The sequence below is a fragment of the Microbacterium sp. 77mftsu3.1 genome (assembly GCF_900100525.1).
Taxonomy (GTDB): Bacteria; Actinomycetota; Actinomycetes; order Actinomycetales; family Microbacteriaceae; genus Microbacterium; species Microbacterium aquilitoris.
On sequence record NZ_FNCR01000004.1, the window covers coordinates 199,671 to 217,679 of the forward strand.

An 18,009-nucleotide genomic window follows, 5' to 3' on the forward strand; every position below is an offset into this window, starting at 1 on the left:
GACGTTGTTGGATGCCGTCCAACTATAGTTCTGCCATGAGCACCAGGTACCGGACCGAGGCGATCAACGACGACGGCGGGACGGGTGTCAGCCGGGTCACGGGCGGCCTGGAGGTCGCGGTGTCGAACCCGCTGAGCCCCGACGCGGACCTGTCGCGGAGCAATCCCGAGCAGTTGCTCGCCCTCGCCTGGGCCACCTGCCTCGACGCCACCCTGCAGGCGATCGTGAAGGGCGCCCAGCGCACGCGGGTGCGCGTCGAGGTCGAGCTCCACGACTCCCCGGAGCGCGGCGGGTACGAGTTCCACGTCACGGCGTTCGTCTCCGCGGAGGGGCGCACGCTCGGCGAGACGGACGAACTCGTCGCGGCCGCGCACGACCGCTGCCCGATCTCGCGCCTGCTGCAGGGGGCGGCGACCGTCGGCATCCGTGCGGAGGACTGGGCCTCCTAGCGGTCCACGGCGAATCCGAGGTGCGGCATGTCGACGCCTCGGTAGCGGGTGACGAAGCGGCGGCGGACCGTCATCCCGAGGCGGATGGCGACGTTCATCGACGCGATGTTCGTGTCGCGGACCTTCGCCCACACGGCCGGGGCGTCGAGCGCGCGGAACGCCCAGTCGCGGGACGCCGCCGCGGCCTCGGTCGCGTACCCCCGCTGCCAGTGCGCCGGGCGGAAGAGGTACCCGACCTCCAGGACCTCGTCGTCGTCGATGCGCTGCCGGGTGATGCCGCACTGCCCGATCATCTCGCCCGGGGCGTCGGCGAGCTCGACGGCCCAGAGCCCGAACCCGTCCTCCGAGTAGCGCTGGAGGTTGCGCTCGAGCCACGCCCGGCACTCGCTCTCGGCGAAAGGCCCCTCGTACGCGGTCATCGCGACCGGGTCGGTGAGGATCGTCCGGAGTGCCGGCAGGTCGTCCTCGCCCATGTCGCGGAGGACGAGCCGCGCCGTCCGCAGGGTCACGCGTCCGTCCTCACGTCGATGCCGAGGGATGCCGCGAGCGCGAGCGCATGCGAGGTCGCCTGATCGGCGGTCAGGGTGACGCCCCGCAGCATCCGGACGTCCGTGAAGGAGAGCACGTCCGCGCCGCGCAGGTCGACGTCGCCCGCCTGCCACTCCCTGACGTCCATCTCGTCCACCGACGTCTCCGCGAACCGCATCCGCTCCACTCGGGCGCCGGGGAGATCGAGGGTGCCGATGCGGCATCCGGTCACCTCGACGTCTCGGAGCGTCGCACCGCCCGCCGTCAGGTAGTCGATCCGCACGCCGTCCAAAACGAGACCGTCGCAGCGCGCGCGGGACAGGTCGAGGGTCCCGATCCGCCCGCCGCGGACGACGACCGTCCGCCACGTCCCCTCCCGGGCGATCAGCTCGGCCGTCGACACGGCGTCGAGGACGACGTCGGTGAGGATCGCTCCGGTCAGATCGAGCGTCTGAACGGATGCCGCGGCCACGAGACTCTCGCTGATGCGGGTGTGCGCGGCATCCGTCGTCCCGGGGTCGAGGTCGATGCGCGCCTCGGACGTCTCGCCCGACCGGTGGAGCGTCGCGGACGAGAACTCCCGGGGGAGATCCGGATCCGGGATGCGGGGAGGCTCGGGACGGATGCGGGAGCGGGCCATGACGCCAGGCTATGCCGACGGTATGATCGTCTGCATCAGCACCGATCCGGCCATCACCGGGGAGCTCTCGGAAGAACAGCGGTCCGCCGCCCAGTAGAACCGAGCGGGGCAGGCCCGTCATCGCCGCAGGTGAGTGGGTGCACCCGGATCCGGGTCGCACCAAGCGGGGTGGTACCGCGGTCCTCGGATCGTCCTCGCAGGACCAGACCTGCAGGAGCGACATGACCTACCCCCGACCTTCCGCCTTCGGCCCCGCCGCCGACGCCCCCGCGGCCGTCGTCCCGAGCCCGCGGTTCCCCGACCTCGAGCGCGACGTCCTCGCGTTCTGGGAGCAGGACGACACGTTCCGAGCGTCGATCGCGCAGCGTGACGGCGCCGACGAGTGGGTGTTCTACGACGGCCCGCCGTTCGCCAACGGCCTGCCGCACTACGGCCACCTCCTCACCGGCTACGCGAAGGACCTCTTCCCGCGCTTCCAGACGATGCGAGGCAAGAAGGTCGACCGCGTCTTCGGCTGGGACACGCACGGGCTGCCCGCCGAACTCGAGGCGATGAAGCAGCTCGGCATCACCGAGAAGAGCGAGATCGAGGAGATGGGGATCGCCGCCTTCAACGCGAAGGCGCGCTCATCCGTCCTCGAGTACACGCAGGAGTGGGAGAACTACGTCACCCGCCAGGCGCGGTGGGTCGACTTCGAGCGCGGCTACAAGACGCTCGACACCGGGTACATGGAATCCGTCCTCTGGGCCTTCAAGGAGCTGTACGACAAGGACCTCGCCTACGAGGGCCACCGCGTGCTGCCGTACTGCTGGCGCGACGAGACCCCGCTCTCGAACCACGAGCTGCGCATGGACGACGACGTCTACAAGATGCGTCAGGACCCGTCCGTGACGGTGACCTTCCCGCTCGTCGGCGCCAAGGCCGAGGCTCTGGGACTCACGGCGGTCCGCGCCCTCGCCTGGACGACGACCCCGTGGACTCTCCCGACCAACCTCGCGCTCGCCGTCGGCCCCGACATCGAGTACGTCGTCCTGCCGGGCGGTCCTGCCGGAGCCGCCGACGTCCACGAGGACTCCCTCGAGGGTCAGTCGCACCGCTACCTGCTGGCCTCCGACCTGCTCGCGAACTACGCGAAGGACCTCGGCTACGCCTCGGCCGACGAGGCCCGCGAGGCGGTCGACCAGACCGTCCGCGGTGCGGACCTCGCCGACGTCGCGTACGACCGGCTCTTCGACTACTACGCCGACGAGGAGACCTGGGGCACCCAGCACGCCTGGCGCATCCTCGTCGACGACTACGTCACCACGACCGACGGCACGGGCATCGTCCACCAGGCCCCGGCCTACGGTGAGGACGACCAGCGCGTGACGGGGGCCGCCGGCATCCCGCTCATCATGAGCCTCGACGACGGAGGACGCTTCCTGCCGCAGGTGACCGACGTCGCCGGCGAGCTGTGGATGGACGCCAACCGTCCGCTCATCCGCCTGCTGAAGGCCGAGGGCCGGCTCCTGCGCGAGGCGTCGTACGAGCACTCGTACCCGCACTGCTGGCGCTGCCGGAACCCCCTCATCTACAAGGCTGTCTCGAGCTGGTTCGTCCGGGTCACCTCGATCAAGGACCGCCTCGTCGAGCTCAACGAGCAGATCACGTGGGCGCCCGAGAACGTCAAGCACGGCCAGTTCGGCAAGTGGCTCGAGGGCGCCCGCGACTGGTCGATCAGCCGCAACCGGTTCTGGGGTTCGCCGATCCCGGTGTGGAAGAGCGACGACCCCGAGTACCCCCGCGTCGACGTCTACGGCTCGCTCGCGGACCTCGAGCGCGACTTCGGCCGGCTGCCCGTGAACGAGGCGGGCGAGGTCGACCTGCATCGGCCGTTCATCGATGACCTGACCCGTCCGAACCCCGACGACCCGACCGGGCAGTCGACGATGCGCCGCATCGAGGACGTCTTCGACGTGTGGTTCGACTCCGGCTCGATGCCGTACGCGCAGGTGCACTACCCGTTCGAGAACCGCGAGTGGTTCGACGAGCACGCCCCCGCCGACTTCATCGTCGAGTACATCGGGCAGACCCGCGGCTGGTTCTACGTCATGCACGTCCTGTCGGGCGCGCTCTTCGACCGCCCGGCGTTCTCGGGCGTCGCCTGCCACGGCATCGTGCTCGGCAGCGACGGTCAGAAGATGTCGAAGTCGCTGCGCAATTACCCGGACGTCAGTGAGGTCTTCGACCGCGACGGCTCCGACGCGATGCGCTGGTTCCTCATGAGCTCGTCGGTCCTGCGCGGCGGCAACCTCGTCGTCACCGAGGAGGGCATCCGTTCGGGCGTCCGCGAGTTCCTGCTGCCGCTGTGGAACGCGTGGTACTTCTTCTCGACGTACGCGAACGCGGCCGGCGGCCAAGACGGTGCCGGCTACGAGGCGACGCGACGGACGGACTCCACGAACGTCCTCGACCGCCACATTCTGGCGCTCACGGGCGACCTGGTCCGCGACGTCGCCGCGGACCTCGAGGCCCTCGACTCGACGATGGCGGCCGCGAAGCTCCGCGAGTTCGCCGAGGCGCTGACCAACTGGTACATCCGTCGCTCGCGCGACCGGTTCTGGGTGGGGGTGGATGCCGCCGAACCGACCACGACGGAGGCGTTCGACACGCTCTACACGGTGCTCGAGACGCTCACCCGCGTCGCGGCTCCGCTCATCCCGCTCGTCTCCGAACGCATCTGGCAGGGTCTCACCGGGGGGCGGAGCGTCCACCTCGAGGACTGGCCGGACGCCGACGAGTTCGCCCCGGCATCCGACATCCGCGAAGCGATGGACACCGTCCGCGAGGTCTCGTCCGTCGCGAACGCGCTGCGGAAGAAGGAGGGCAAGCGCGTGCGTCTGCCGCTCGCGAACCTCACGGTCGCGGTGGGCGGTGCCGACGCGCTCGCGCAGTTCGAGGACATCGTGCGCGACGAGCTCAACGTCAAGGCCGTTCAGGTCGTCGAGCTCACCGACGGCCTGGCCGAGCAGTACGGCATCAGCCAGCGCCTCGCCGTCAACGCGCGTGCGGCGGGTCCGCGCCTCGGCAAGCAGGTCCAGCACGTCATCAAGGGTGCCAAGGCGGGCCTGTGGACTGAGGAGGACGGCGTGGTCGTCGTCGACGGCATCGCGCTCGAACCGGGGGAGTACGACCTCACGCTCGAGGCGGGCGGCGTCGCCGAGGGCACCGCGATCGCGCTCTTGCCGCGAGGCGGGTTCGTCCTGCTCGACACCACGACGACGCCCGAGCTCGAGGCCGAGGGTCTCGCGCGCGACGTCATCCGCGCCGTGCAGGACGCCCGCAAGGCCGCCGGGTTCGAGGTGAGCGACCGCATCGCGCTGCAGCTCACCTTCGACGACGACGGCGACGCCGAGGCGGTCGCGGCGGCGTTCGACGTCGCCGACGTCGCGGGGGAGACCCTCTCGGTCGCCGACCTCGTCGCCGCCGCCGACGGCACCGCCCTCCGCGGCGAGGCCCTGCGCTCGAGCCCCGAGCACACGGCATCCGTCCCCGCCGGCACCTACGCGAATGCCGGCTCCTTCACGATCGGCGTGCGCCGGATCGGAGCGACCTCATGAGCGACCGGACACGAGCGGACGCCGTCTACGCGGCACTCCTGGAACGGCAGGGGGAGCGCTGGGTCGAACCCCGGGTCGAGCGCACCCGTCGCGCGCTGGAACTCCTCGGCGACCCGCAGCGGAGCTACCGCGTCATCCACGTGACGGGCACGAACGGCAAGACCTCGACGAGCCGCATCGCCGAGTCGATCGTCCGGGCCCACGGGCTCCGGACCGGGCTCTTCACCAGCCCGCACCTGCAGCGCTTCACCGAACGGATCATGGTCGACGGCGAGCCCATCGCCGATGCCGCGATCGCGGACGCATGGGACGAGATCGCGCCCATCGTCGCGCTCGTCGACGAAGAGCTCGACGGCACGGACGAGCCTCCGCTGACCTTCTTCGAGCTGCTCACCGTGCTCGCCTTCGTCGCGTTCGCCGACGCCCCCGTCGACGTCGCGGTGATCGAAGTGGGCATGGGCGGTGCGTGGGACTCGACGAACACCGCCGACGGCGACGTCGCGGTGTTCGCGCCGATTGACATCGACCACGCCGACAAGCTCGGCGACACGATCGGCGAGATCGCCACCGTGAAGTCCGGCATCATCAAGCCGAACGCCGCCGTGGTGTCTGCGGCCCAGCAGACCGCGGCGCTCAGCGTGCTGACGACGGCGGCTCGGGCTCAGGGCGCGTCCTTGGCCGTCGAGGGGGAGCAGTTCGGCCTGCTCGACCAGAAGCTCGCCGTCGGCGGTCAGCTGCTGACGGTCCGCGGGCTCGCGGCCACGTACGACGAGCTCTACCTGCCGCTGTACGGCGCGCACCAGGGCCACAACGCCGCGCTGGCGATCGCGGCCGTCGAGTCGCTCATCGGGGGAGCGTCGCAGCCCATCGCCGCCGACGTGCTCGCCGACGGCCTCGGCAACGTGACCTCGCCCGGACGTCTTCAGCTCGTCGGCATCGCGCCCACCGTCCTCGTCGACAGTGCGCACAACCCGCACGGTGCCCGCTCGCTGGTCGCAGCCCTGGGGGACTCGTTCGACTTCGACGACTGGGGTCTCGTGCTCGGTGCCTTCGCCGACAAGGACGTCGCCGGGATCGTCCAGACGCTCGCCCCCGCGGTCGCGCACGTGTTCGCGACCGCCCCCGAGTCCGACCGGGCGGAGGAGCCGGATGCCGTCGCCGACCTCGTCGAGCAGACCGAGACGCCCGTGACGGTGCACCGCGACCTCGCCGAGGCGGCCGAGGCGGCACGCGCGTGGGCGGCGGAATCCGATCGCCGCGCGGTGGTCATCGCCGGCAGCGTCGTGCTCGCCGGCGAGGCGGTCGTCCTGGCCGAGGCGGAGGACTGGAAGTCGGGGTACCGCTCGTGAGCAGGTCGTCGCGTCCGCCCCGTCCGCGCCGGCAGCGCGGCGCGCGGGAGTCGCTCCTGTCGGTGATCCTCGGCTTCGAGTCCATCGTCGCCTTCCTCGCCGGTCTGTCGGTCTACGGGCTCCGTGCGCTCCCGCAGGGGATCGAGCCGTGGTGGGGGATCGTGGGTGGTGTCACCCTCGGCATCCTGATGATCGTCGTCAGTGCGTTCACCCGGTATCGCGCGGGAGTCATTGCCGGCGGACTGCTGCAGGTCGTCGTCGCGCTGGGTGCGTTCCTCGTGCCGGCCGTCCTGATCGCGGCCGCCGTTTTCGGCGCGTTGTACGTGTATGGCACCATCAAGGGCGGCGCGCTCGACGAGCGCAACGCCACACTCGCCGCCGAGGCGGAGAAGAACGGAGACTGACATGGCCACCGAACAGACACTCGTCCTCGTGAAGCCCGACGGCGTCGCGCGCGGACTGACCGGCGCGATCCTCGCCCGCATCGAGGCGAAGGGGTACTCGCTCGTCGACATCCGCCTCGTCGACCCCGATCGCGAGCGCCTCGAGCAGCACTACGCCGAGCACGAGGGCAAGCCGTTCTACGAGCCGCTCCTCGAGTTCATGATGTCGGGCCCGTCCGTGGCGATCCGCCTCGCAGGCAACCGCGTCATCGAGGGTTTCCGCTCGCTCGCGGGGACCACCGACCCGACGACGGCCGCACCCGGCACGATCCGCGGGGACTTCGGACGCGACTGGGGCCTCGCCGTTCAGCAGAACCTCGTCCACGGCAGCGACAGCGCCGAGTCCGCGAACCGGGAGCTCGCGATCTGGTTCGACTGACGACACGTCGTCGCGCGCCCGTCCCGATCACCGGGGCGGGCGCGTCGTCGTCTCAGCGGGTGAACTCGGAGATCCAGTCCAGTCGCACCTGAGCGATCACGCCCACCACCGCGAACGCCACGATGGCCATGAGCGGTGTCCAGGGCATGAGCGCGTCCGCGCGTCGTCGGACGGCGGCGGATGCCGGGATCGCCCCTTCGCGGACCAGGTGGACGGCGACGGCGAAGAACGTCGGGATCGTCACAGACCACGTCACCATGCACCAGGGGCAGAGGGTGGCGAGCACGAAGATGCTCTGCGTGATGAGCCAGAGGACGAACGCGAACGCAGCGGTCACGCCGAGCCCGAACAGCAGCCAGAACCACTTCGCGAAGCGCGCCCCGGCCAGCAGCGCCGCACCCACCACGATCGGAGCGACCCACCCGGTGAGCCCGAGGATCGGGTTCGGGAACCCGAACACGGACCCCTGGGCCGAGTCGAGGTTCTTCCCGCACTGGACGAGAAGGCTGATGTCGCAGGATGCCGACGAGCCGGGGTTCTCGAGGAGCGAGAACTTCTCGGTGGTCAGTGCGAACGCCGCGATCCACCCCACCACGCCGGCGAAGATCAGCCAGAGTGCGAAGACGGTCGGGCGGGGAGAGCGGGTCCGCGTGGTCATGTCGGCGATTATCCCATCGGGACTGATCACCTTTCTGATGCGCCGGCCGTGCATATCGGGGAGCTCCGGTCACGGTTCGGGTCCGGGTAGTGGGATAATGGGGCTCGACGTCCCCGCGGCCGCGCCGCCAAGATGTCACCAGAAGACTTCGGGCGATCACGCCCGCGCAGCATCACCCCGCCGAGTGTGCGGGGATCGGCTGCAGACCGAATGAGTTCGCGGCACCTCCGAGACCGGAGCGTCGCCGCCCGATTTTCGCCGGACGGCACGCGGGGCCGTCGGCTGGGAGTAGGCCAGAGATGGCAGATGACACGAACGACACGACAGCGACCGACGCGATCGATGGGGATCTGACGGCCACGGCCGACCAGACCGCCGAGGTGGCGTCGTCCGATCAGGATGCAGCTCAGCTCGAGCAGCAGGTCGAGCCCGAGCAGCACGTCCAGTCCTCCGGTCCCGAGGAGCCGACGGAAGACGCTCCGTCCGCGGAGGCCGAGCAGCCTGCCGAGCCCGAGCAGCCCGCCGAGCCCGAGCAGCCCGCCGAGCCGGAGCGGTCCACCGAGCCGGAGAAGCCTGCCGAGCCGGAGAAGCCCGCTGAGCCGGAGCAGCCTGCCGAGCCGACGATCCCGACGGCGGTCAGCCTCGGGCTCCTGCCCGAACAGTTCGTCTCGGCCGTGTCGACGGCCCTCCACTTCTACGCCCCCGAGGTCCCGCCGTTGCCGGCTGCGGCGCGCGACGAGCGCGACCGGGACGACCGCGGCCGGGACGACCGTGGGCGTGACGACCGTGATGAGCCGTCCGCCGAGTCCGGCGGCAGCTCGCGTCGTCGCAACCGTCGTCGCGGTGGCAACGCCGTCGAGCAGAACGACGAGCCGGTCGCGCCCCGCCGCCGCGCCGTCGAGGTCATCACCGAGCCGCAGCGGATCAAGGGATCCACGCGACTCGAAGCCAAGAAGCAGCGCCGTCGCGACGGGCGCGAAGCCGGTCGTCGCCGCGCCGTCGTCACCGAGGCCGAGTTCCTCGCCCGCCGCGAGTCCGTCGATCGCGACATGATCGTCCGCTCGCGCGGCGGTCGCATCCAGATCGGCGTGCTCGAGGACAACGTCCTCGTCGAGCACTACGTCGCCCGCAACCAGGATGCGTCGCTCATCGGCAACGTGTACCTCGGTCGCGTGCAGAACGTCCTCCCCAGCATGGAGGCGGCCTTCGTCGACATCGGTCGCGGCCGCAACGCCGTGCTGTACTCCGGTGAGGTCGACTGGGATGCCGTCGAGACCGGCAACCAGCCCCGCCGGATCGAGCTGGCACTCAAGTCCGGCGACCGTGTCCTCGTGCAGGTCACGAAGGACCCCGTCGGCCACAAGGGCGCCCGCCTGACGAGCCAGATCTCCCTTCCGGGTCGCTACCTGGTGTACGTTCCCGGCGGCGCCATGAACGGCATCTCGCGGAAGCTCCCCGACACCGAGCGTGCTCGCCTGAAGAAGATCCTCAAGGAGGTCCTCCCGGAGTCGTCCGGCGTCATCGTGCGCACGGCCGCCGAGGGCGCGACCGAGGAGCAGCTGACGAGGGACGTCCAGCGGCTTACCTCGCAGTGGGAGCACATCAGCACGCAGGCGCAGACCGGGCAGGCTCCGGCGCTCCTGCACTCGGAGCCCGACCTCCTGGTCAAGATCGTCCGCGATGTCTTCAACGAGGACTTCCGCAAGATGCTCATCCAGGGCGACGAGGCATACGAGACCATCACGTCGTACCTGACGGGCGTCGCTCCCGACCTGCTCGAGCGCATCGAGAAGTACGAGGGCGAGCAGGACCCGTTCGACGTCTTCCGCGTCACCGAGCAGATCGAGAAGGCGCTGGATCGCAAGGTCTGGCTGCCCTCCGGTGGATCCCTCGTCATCGACCGCACCGAGGCGATGACGGTCGTCGACGTCAACACCGGCAAGTTCGTCGGCACCGGCGGAAACCTCGAAGAGACGGTCACGAAGAACAACCTCGAGGCCGCGGAGGAGATCGTCCGCCAGCTGCGCCTTCGCGACATCGGCGGCATCATCGTCGTCGACTTCATCGACATGGTGCTCGAGTCCAACCGCGACCTCGTCCTCCGCCGCCTCGTCGAGTGCCTGAGCCGCGACCGGACGAAGCACCAGGTCGCCGAGGTCACCTCGCTCGGCCTCGTGCAGATGACTCGCAAGAAGATCGGCCTCGGCCTGCTCGAGACGTTCAGCGAGGCGTGCGAGGTGTGCGCTGGTCGAGGCGTCATCGTCCACCACGACCCCGTCGTCAAGCACCGTTCCTCGGGCGGCGACCGCGGCAACGGCAACGGTGGCAACAACGGGAACAACCGCCGTCCGCGCCAGAACAGCGGTTCGTCGCAGAATCAGGGCGCAAACGCCCCCGCCGCGGCACCCGGCCACACCCACGTCATCACGGAGGGTGTGAAGTCCGCGCTCGCGCAGATCGCGGCATCCACCATCCAGCCTCACGAGGAGGCGGCCGCGGCCGCTGCGGAGGAGCAGGTCGCCGAGCGGCCCGAGCGCGCCAAGCGTCCCCGTCGCAAGAAGGCGGATGCCGCGCCGAAGACCGATGCCGATCGTCTGCTCGACTCGGTCCTCGAGGCGCTCCCCGAGCCGAAGGCTCCGGGTCAGGGCCGCGCGCGCCGTCGTGTGACGACGGCCGCCCTCACGGGCACACCCGTCCAGACGGCTCCGGAGGACTGATCCGGCGCGTCACCGCCCCCGACGTTGGCGGGCGGTGACGCGCAGTCCCGAGGCGATCAGTCGGCGCACGAGCTCGTGCGCGCCGACCTGCTCGGCGCCGCCCGCGACCAGGCGCGCGATCGCGTCCTCCGGGACGTCGTAGTGGTCGCGATCGAATGCACGCGGCGGGATGCCGTGGGTCGCCGCGAAGGCGTGCAGCTCATCCAGGTCGCTGTCCGAGACCAGGTGGGCCCACAGCCTGCCGTGGGCGGGCCACATCGCGGAGTCGACGAGAACGGTCATCCGCCGATCTTAGGCGGGCGCGTCCCGGGCGGGACCGCGCGCGACGCGCCGGGGGTCGCTTTTGCCCTCACTGCGGGGATCGGGTATTCTGGTCCCTTGGTGCGTCACGTGTCGCAGGCAGTTGCGATGCAGAGCCTGGCTTCCGCACCATGACTTCCAGTCTCATCAGACAATCGGAGCCGTGCGCTCCACAGAAGAAACAAGGTGTGAAGTGGTTTACGCAGTTGTGCGCGCCGGTGGCCGTCAGGAGAAGGTTCAGGTCGGAACGATCGTCGTCCTCGACCGTCAGTCGGCCAAGATCGGCGACAAGATCGAGCTCCCCGCCGTCCTGTTCGTCGACGGCGACGCCGTGACGACCGACGCCGACAAGCTCGCCAAGGTCAAGGTCACCGCCGAGGTCGTCGGCGAAGAGCGTGGTCCGAAGATCATCATCCAGAAGTTCAAGAACAAGACCGGCTACAAGAAGCGCCAGGGCCACCGCCAGGACCTCACGCGCGTCAAGATCACCGGCATCAAGTAAGTAGCCGAGAGGACACGAGAGATGGCACACAAAAAGGGCGCAAGCTCCACCCGTAACGGTCGTGACTCCAACGCACAGCGCCTCGGCGTGAAGCGGTTCGGTGGTCAGAAGGTCCTCGCCGGCGAGATCATCGTCCGTCAGCGCGGCACCCACTTCCACCCCGGCGCCGATGTCGGCCGCGGTGGCGACGACACGCTGTTCGCTCTGGCCGCCGGTGCGGTCGAGTTCGGCACGAAGGGCGGCCGCAAGGTCGTCAACATCGTGCCGGTCGCTGAGTGACCACACACAATCCTTGACGAGGGGCGGGCTGCGGCCCGCCCCTCTCTTTTTCCCCGCCGACCGTGGTCGGCTTCCCCGTCAGGAGACACCGCATGGTGACGTTCGTCGATCGCGTGACGCTGCATTTGAGCGCAGGCAAGGGCGGCAACGGCTGCGTGTCCGTAAAGCGCGAGAAGTTCAAGCCTCTCGCCGGTCCTGACGGCGGCAACGGCGGGCACGGCGGCGACATCATCCTCGTGTCCGACCCCCAGGTCACCACCCTGCTCTCGTACCACCACTCGCCGCACCGTTCCGCCGGTAACGGCGGCTTCGGCATGGGAGACCACCGCTCCGGAGCCCAGGGCGAGCCGCTCGAGCTCCAGGTGCCCGTCGGAACCGTCGTCAAGGACGAGACCGGTGAGGTCCTCGTCGACATGGCGACGCCCGGCATCCGCTTCGTCGTCGCCCCCGGCGGCCAGGGTGGTCTCGGCAACGCGGCGCTCGCGAACCCGAAGCGCAAGGCGCCCGGATTCGCACTCCTGGGTACCCCGGGGTGGGAGGGCGACGTTCAGCTCGAGCTGAAGACCGTCGCTGACGTGGCTCTGGTCGGGTTCCCGTCGGCCGGCAAGTCGAGCCTCATCGCGGCCATCTCGGCGGCGCGGCCCAAGATCGCCGACTACCCGTTCACGACGCTGCACCCGAACCTCGGTGTCGTCCAGGCCGGCGATGCCCGCTACACCGTGGCCGACGTCCCCGGGCTGATCGAAGGCGCGAGCGAGGGCAAGGGCCTCGGGCTCGAGTTCCTCCGCCACGTCGAGCGTTGCACGGCCCTCGTCCACGTGCTCGACTGCGCGACGCTGGAGCCCGGTCGCGACCCGATCAGCGACCTCGACGTGATCCTGGCCGAGCTCGCCGCCTACCCCGTTCCCGAGGGGCAGATTCCACTGCTCGAACGGCCGCAGCTCGTCGCGCTGAACAAGCTCGACGTGCCCGAGGCGAAGGAGCTCGCAGATCTCGTTCGCCCTGAGCTCGAGCAGCGCGGATTCCGTGTCTTCGACATCTCGACGGTCAGCCGCGACGGCCTCCGTCAGCTGACGTTCGCCCTCGGTGAGATCGTCGAGGAGCACCGTGCGGCGCTGGCCGCGGCGCCCGCTCCCGAGCGCGTCGTCATCCGCCCGCAGGGAACGAAGAAGGACTTCGAGATCCGCGTCGAGGGTGGCACCTACGGCAACATCTACCGCATCCTCGGCGACAAGCCGGTGCGGTGGGTGCAGCAGACGGACTTCCAGAACGAAGAGGCCGTCGGCTTCCTGGCCGACCGCCTCGAGAAGCTCGGCGTGGAGGACGGCCTCTTCAAGGCCGGTGCGCAGGCTGGGTCGACGGTCGTCATCGGCGCCGGCGACGGGATCGTCTTCGACTGGCACCCCTCGCTCGGCTCCGCAGCCGAGCTCATGACCGCGCCGCGTGGCACGGATCCCCGACTCGACCTGAACCCCCGTCGCACGACCTCGCAGCGCCGTGATCGCTATCACGAGCGGATGGATGCCAAGGCCGAGGCGCGCGCCGAGCTCGAGTCCGAGCGGATCGCTGCGACGCGCGGGGAGGACGAGGACGAGTCGTGACGCTGCAGGACCGTGCCGAGCTCGCGGGCGCACGCCGCGTCGTGGTCAAGGTGGGCTCGTCGTCCATCAGTGGTGAGAACGCGGAGAAGATCGGGCCGATCGTCGATGCCCTGGCCGAGGCGCACGCCCGCGGGACCGAGGTCGTCCTGGTGTCCTCGGGTGCGATCGCGACCGGGATGCCGTTCCTGCTGCTCGACGCCCGTCCGAGCGACCTCGCGACGCAGCAGGCCGCGGCCGCCGTCGGGCAGAACGTCCTGATCTACCGCTACCAGGAGGCCCTTCGGCCCTTCGACATCGTCGCCGGGCAGGTGCTCCTGACCGCGGGGGACCTCGAGAACCCGACGCACCGTTCCAACGCCCGACGGGCCATGGAACGCCTCCTGGGCCTGCGCATCCTCCCGATCGTCAACGAGAACGACACCGTCGCGACCCACGAGATCCGCTTCGGCGACAACGACCGATTGGCGGCCCTCGTGGCTCAGCTCGTCGGCGCCGACGCCCTCGTGCTCCTGAGCGACATCGAGACTCTCTACACGCGCCCGCCGGACGAGCCGGGCGCCACCCCGATCATCGACGTCGCGTACGGCGACGATCTGTCGGGCTATCAGTTCGGGTCGGTCGTCGTGAACAGTGTCGGCACGGGCGGAGCGGCGACGAAGGCCTCGGCCGCTCGGCTGGCAGCATCCGCCGGGATCGCGGTGCTCGTCACGAGCGCCGACCTCGTGCACGACGCCCTGCGGGGCAAACAGGTGGGCACCTGGTTCGCACCGAACCCCCAGCCCGCCGCTCCCGTGGCTACCGCTCCGGTGCGGGTCGACGGCGCTTGAGACGCTGAGACCCGGCATCCGCCGCCCTAGACTTGGCGGATGACGATCACCGCTGCCACGCCCCAGGAGCGCATGCATTCGGCGCGGACCGCCTCGCGGTCGCTGGGACTGCTGACGGATGCCGCCAAGACCGCCCTCCTGCGTTCGATCGCCGAGGCCATCGATGAGAACGTCGACGAGATCGTCGAAGCGAACGCCGACGACGTCTCGCGCGGGCGAGCTGACGGCCTCACGACGGGGCTCATCGACCGGCTCATCCTCGACGGCAGTCGGGTCGCGGCCCTCGCGACGGCGGTGCGCGACGTCGCCCAGCTGCCCGACCCCGTCGGACGCGTCCTCGACGACCGCGTCCTCGACAACGGGCTGCACCTGCAGAAGGTCTCCGTGCCGTTCGGTGTGATCGGGTCGATCTACGAGGCTCGTCCCAACGTGACCGTCGACATCGCCGCCCTCGCGCTCCGTTCGGGGAACGCGGTGGTGCTGCGAGGGGGGAGTGCTGCGCAGTCGACCAATGCGGCGCTGATCTCGGTGATGAGGGGCGCTCTCGCCGACGCCGGCGTCGACCCCGAGGCGATCCAGACCGTCGACGACTTCGGTCGCGATGGTGCGCGGGCCCTCATGCGGGCGCGCGGCCTCGTCGACGTCCTCGTGCCGCGGGGGAGCGCGCAGCTCATCGAGACCGTCGTCACCGAGTCCTCCGTCCCCGTCATCGAAACCGGTGCCGGCGTCGTGCACATCGTCCTCGACGCGACCGCACCGCTGGACTGGGCGACCGACATCGTCGTCAACGCGAAGGTGCAGCGTCCGAGTGTCTGCAATGCGGTGGAGACCGTCCTCGTGCACCGCGATGCGGCATCCCGTCTGCTGCCCTCCGTCATCGACGCTCTGCAAGAGCGCGGCGTGACCGTCCACGGCGATGCCGCCGCGGCATCCTTCGGTCGGGATGTCGTACCCGCGACCGACGAGGACTGGGCCACCGAGCACATGAGCCTCGACATCTCGATCCGCGTCATCGACGACCTCGACGACGCGCTGGCTCACATCCGGCGCTACTCGACGCAGCACACCGAATCGATCATCACGACCGATGACGACGTCGCCGAACGGTTCCTGGCCGAAGTGGATGCCGCCGTCGTGATGGTCAACGCGTCGACCCGGTTCACCGACGGGGGAGAGTTCGGCTTCGGCGCCGAGGTGGGGATCTCGACCCAGAAGCTCCACGCCCGAGGGCCCATGGGGCTGCCCGAACTGACGACCACGAAGTGGTTGGCGCGGGGCGCCGGGCAGATCCGGTCCTGACCGCCTAAACTGTTCCTGCACCCGACCCCTCGAACGGAGCCCGAATGAACTTCGCGACGACCATCGTCCTCGCCGCAGCCGAGACTGAGCACCACGGTGGAAACGTCATGGCCACGACCTACGGGTACGGCATCGTGGCTTTCGCGCTGTTCATGCTGCTGGGCCTCGTGAGCCTGTCGTACCGCAACGTGGCCAACCGTCACGCCCACAAGGCGGAGGCGTACGCCGCGAAGAACCCCGTGCAGCAGGCGGGCCACGGCCACCACTGAGGCCGCGTTCATGGCAACCACGCGGGCACCGCGTATCGGTGTGATGGGCGGCACGTTCGACCCCATCCACCACGGTCACCTCGTGGCGGCGAGCGAGGTCGCGCAGTCGTTCGACCTCGACGAGGTCGTGTTCGTCCCGACCGGTCAGCCCTGGCAGAAGTCCGGCGTGTCGTCGTCGGAGCACCGCTATCTGATGACCGTCATCGCCACGGCATCCAACCCCATGTTCACCGTCAGCCGCGTCGACGTCGACCGCACCGGGGCCACCTACACGATCGATACGTTGCGTGACCTCAAAGCGCAGCGGCCCGATGCGCAGCTCTTCTTCATCACCGGTGCGGACGCGATCGCGCAGATCGTCGGCTGGCGGGACGTCGACGAACTGTGGGACCTCGCGCACTTCGTGGCGGTCTCCCGTCCGGGCCACACGCTGAGCGTCGACGGGCTGCCCTCGGACGACGTCAGCGTCCTCGAGATCCCGGCGCTGTCCATCTCGTCCACCGACTGCCGCGCTCGCGTGAGCCGTGGGCACCCCGTCTGGTACCTCGTGCCCGACGGCGTCGTCCAATACATTGCGAAGCATCACCTGTATCGGAGCAAGGCATGAGCACACCAGACCAGCCGAGCACCCCACCCCTGACACGGCGGCAACTGCGGGAGCTGCGCAACACGGCATCCACGCCGATCATCACGCCCGAAGAGGCGCAAGCGGATGCCGACGCGTCGGACGCCGCTGCCGTGGAGGCTGCTCTCGCCGAGGTCGAGCACGAGTCCGAGGTCGCCCCGGAGCGCACTCCGGCCGTTCTCGCGGACGACGTGGACCTCCACCCTGACGCCCACCCCGTGACGCGACGCCAGGCGCGGCATCTCGCGAAGCTGAGCACCGGGACGGTCGACGTCGTCGAGTCCGCTCCCGTGACGGACGAGGTCTCGACAGGCGACGCCGCGGCGACCGAGCACGAGACGGCCGAGCACGAGACGGCTGATGGTGAGCCGGTCGATGGTGAGCCGGTCGATGAGATCCCCGTCGATGCGGGCCACGATGACGACCATGCTTCCGCCGACGATGCCGAGACGCCGCAGGAGGACGCTGAGACGCCGCAGGAGGACGCTGAGGGATCGACCTCGGTGGACGAGTCCGCGGAACCCGTCTCGGACGCGCCGGAGCACACTGTCGAGCCGAATGCCGACTCCGCAGAAGTTCCCCTCGACGCGGCCCCCGCCGACGTGGAAGCCGAAGCCGACGAGCCCACCGACGCGCCGGAGCCCGCGCGGGTCGTCGCTCCCGAACTCGGCGCGCAACTCCTCGCGGACGGTGCGGCGCCCGTCGACGTTCCGCCGTCGTTCGACCACCTGCTGACGCGCGGCGGCAGCGGCTCGTCGTCGGCGCCGAACGCGCTGATCCTGTCGCAGACGCCCGAGACCGGATCGCTCTCGGTCCCGATCCTCGGCACGGGAGAACTGATCATCACCGGCAGTTACGCGTTGCCGGAGAGCTTCGGGTCCACGGGGACGTCCCCTGGATCCGACGGTAAGGATGCCGACGCCGCCCTCATGGACGGCGAACTGCCGCCGGCATCCTCACCGACCCCGATCGCCGCATCGGCGGCGATCAGTACGATCAAGAGTGCGGATGAGATCATCCGCCCCCCGGCTCCCGAAAAGGGAAGCCGCCTCATCATGACCCTCGCGATCTGCGCCGGTGCCCTCGGGCTGGCTCTCGCGACGGTGCTCATCTTCACCGTTGTGAACGGAGTCTTTTAATGGTTGCTGCAGAGCACACGCACGAACTGGTCCAGGTGGCCGCGGCCGCCGCCGACAGCAAGGGGGGAACCGATCTCGTCGCCTTCGACGTGTCGGGACCGCTTCCGCTGATCGACGCCTTCCTCCTCGTCACCGGTAACAGCGAGCGCAACGTCGCCGCCATCGCCGACGAGGTCGAGGAGAAGATGCTCGAGGCGGGCCAGAAGCGCCTGCGCCGCGAGGGACGCGACGAATCGCGCTGGGTGCTGATCGACTTCGGCGACCTGGTCGTCCACGTCTTCCACGAAGAGGAGCGCGTGTTCTACGGCCTCGAGCGCCTGTGGAAGGACTGCCCGATCATCCCCGTGACGATCGCGGAGCCCACGCGCAGCGAGTGACGTCGTCGCCGCGTGTTCAGAGCACTCCT

At 69.8% G+C, this 18,009-nt stretch carries 19 protein-coding genes; 15 read left to right on the forward strand and 4 right to left on the reverse strand.

Going from position 1 to position 18,009, the window contains the following annotated elements; all coding sequences use genetic code 11:
• Positions 1-35: 35 nt before the first annotated feature.
• Positions 36-449 carry an OsmC family protein gene (locus BLR68_RS11775; RefSeq protein WP_018186581.1) on the forward strand — a complete coding sequence of 138 codons (414 nt, stop codon included), beginning with the start codon at positions 36-38 and terminating at the stop codon, positions 447-449.
• Here BLR68_RS11775 and BLR68_RS11780 read toward each other — a convergent pair.
• A complete protein-coding gene (locus BLR68_RS11780; protein ID WP_018186582.1) occupies positions 446-958 on the reverse strand; it encodes a GNAT family N-acetyltransferase in 513 nt (170 codons plus the stop codon). The genes BLR68_RS11775 and BLR68_RS11780 overlap by 4 nt on opposite strands.
• Entirely contained in the window at positions 955-1,617 is a 663-nt protein-coding gene (locus BLR68_RS11785; RefSeq protein WP_018186583.1) for a hypothetical protein, read from the reverse strand. Before BLR68_RS11785 ends, BLR68_RS11780 begins: the two co-directional genes overlap by 4 nt.
• A 221-nt stretch (positions 1,618-1,838) precedes the next feature.
• On the opposite strand from BLR68_RS11785, the gene ileS reads away from it, so the two are divergent.
• From ileS to ndk, 4 genes are read left to right on the forward strand one after another with little or no spacing between them, the layout of a single operon-like run.
• Positions 1,839-5,216, forward strand: a complete 3,378-nt coding sequence (ileS, locus tag BLR68_RS11790; protein ID WP_018186585.1) for an isoleucine--tRNA ligase — start codon at positions 1,839-1,841, stop codon at positions 5,214-5,216.
• The gene (locus BLR68_RS11795; protein ID WP_018186586.1) at positions 5,213-6,565 is read left to right on the forward strand and encodes a bifunctional folylpolyglutamate synthase/dihydrofolate synthase; all 1,353 of its coding nucleotides are present in this window, start codon (positions 5,213-5,215) and stop codon (positions 6,563-6,565) included. Before ileS ends, BLR68_RS11795 begins: the two co-directional genes overlap by 4 nt.
• Positions 6,562-6,969, forward strand: a complete 408-nt coding sequence (locus tag BLR68_RS11800; RefSeq protein ID WP_018186587.1) for a DUF4233 domain-containing protein — start codon at positions 6,562-6,564, stop codon at positions 6,967-6,969. Before BLR68_RS11795 ends, BLR68_RS11800 begins: the two co-directional genes overlap by 4 nt.
• Position 6,970: 1 nt before the next feature.
• A complete protein-coding gene (gene ndk / locus BLR68_RS11805; protein WP_018186588.1) occupies positions 6,971-7,387 on the forward strand; it encodes a nucleoside-diphosphate kinase in 417 nt (138 codons plus the stop codon).
• Between the two features lie 52 nt (positions 7,388-7,439).
• On the opposite strand, the gene BLR68_RS11810 is transcribed toward ndk, so the two are convergent.
• Entirely contained in the window at positions 7,440-8,045 is a 606-nt protein-coding gene (locus BLR68_RS11810) for a vitamin K epoxide reductase family protein (RefSeq protein ID WP_018186589.1), read from the reverse strand.
• 299 nt (positions 8,046-8,344) lie between these two features.
• On the opposite strand from BLR68_RS11810, the gene BLR68_RS11815 reads away from it, so the two are divergent.
• On the forward strand, positions 8,345-10,762 hold the full coding sequence (locus BLR68_RS11815; RefSeq protein WP_018186590.1) for an Rne/Rng family ribonuclease: 2,418 nt from the start codon (positions 8,345-8,347) through the stop codon (positions 10,760-10,762).
• 9 nt (positions 10,763-10,771) lie between these two features.
• Here the strand turns inward: BLR68_RS11815 and BLR68_RS11820 are convergent, their stop codons facing one another.
• Positions 10,772-11,044, reverse strand: a complete 273-nt coding sequence (locus tag BLR68_RS11820; RefSeq protein WP_018186591.1) for a DUF4031 domain-containing protein — start codon at positions 11,042-11,044, stop codon at positions 10,772-10,774.
• A gap of 211 nt (positions 11,045-11,255) precedes the next feature.
• On the opposite strand from BLR68_RS11820, the gene rplU reads away from it, so the two are divergent.
• From rplU to rsfS, 9 genes are all read left to right on the forward strand, one after another.
• Positions 11,256-11,564, forward strand: coding sequence for a 50S ribosomal protein L21 (rplU, locus tag BLR68_RS11825; RefSeq protein ID WP_026302840.1), 309 nt, complete (start codon positions 11,256-11,258; stop codon positions 11,562-11,564).
• Positions 11,565-11,585: 21 nt separating this feature from the next.
• Positions 11,586-11,843, forward strand: coding sequence for a 50S ribosomal protein L27 (gene rpmA / locus BLR68_RS11830; protein WP_018186593.1), 258 nt, complete (start codon positions 11,586-11,588; stop codon positions 11,841-11,843).
• Between the two features lie 92 nt (positions 11,844-11,935).
• Complete coding sequence (gene obgE, locus BLR68_RS11835) at positions 11,936-13,444, forward strand: GTPase ObgE (protein WP_018186594.1); 1,509 nt, start codon at positions 11,936-11,938, stop codon at positions 13,442-13,444.
• A complete protein-coding gene (proB, locus tag BLR68_RS11840) occupies positions 13,441-14,271 on the forward strand; it encodes a glutamate 5-kinase (protein WP_018186595.1) in 831 nt (276 codons plus the stop codon). Before obgE ends, proB begins: the two co-directional genes overlap by 4 nt.
• Before the next feature lie 39 nt (positions 14,272-14,310).
• The gene (locus tag BLR68_RS11845) at positions 14,311-15,570 is read left to right on the forward strand and encodes a glutamate-5-semialdehyde dehydrogenase (protein ID WP_018186596.1); all 1,260 of its coding nucleotides are present in this window, start codon (positions 14,311-14,313) and stop codon (positions 15,568-15,570) included.
• A 44-nt stretch (positions 15,571-15,614) separates the two neighbouring features.
• Positions 15,615-15,839, forward strand: a complete 225-nt coding sequence (locus BLR68_RS11850) for a hypothetical protein (protein WP_018186597.1) — start codon at positions 15,615-15,617, stop codon at positions 15,837-15,839.
• A gap of 10 nt (positions 15,840-15,849) precedes the next feature.
• Positions 15,850-16,446, forward strand: coding sequence for a nicotinate-nucleotide adenylyltransferase (gene nadD / locus BLR68_RS11855; RefSeq protein WP_026302841.1), 597 nt, complete (start codon positions 15,850-15,852; stop codon positions 16,444-16,446).
• The gene (locus tag BLR68_RS11860; protein ID WP_018186599.1) at positions 16,443-17,603 is read left to right on the forward strand and encodes a hypothetical protein; all 1,161 of its coding nucleotides are present in this window, start codon (positions 16,443-16,445) and stop codon (positions 17,601-17,603) included. The genes nadD and BLR68_RS11860 overlap by 4 nt, the downstream gene beginning before the upstream one ends.
• Positions 17,603-17,980 (forward strand): ribosome silencing factor, encoded by a 378-nt coding sequence (rsfS, locus tag BLR68_RS11865; protein ID WP_018186600.1) that lies wholly within the window; start codon positions 17,603-17,605, stop codon positions 17,978-17,980. The genes BLR68_RS11860 and rsfS overlap by 1 nt, the downstream gene beginning before the upstream one ends.
• Positions 17,981-18,009 lie beyond the last annotated feature (29 nt).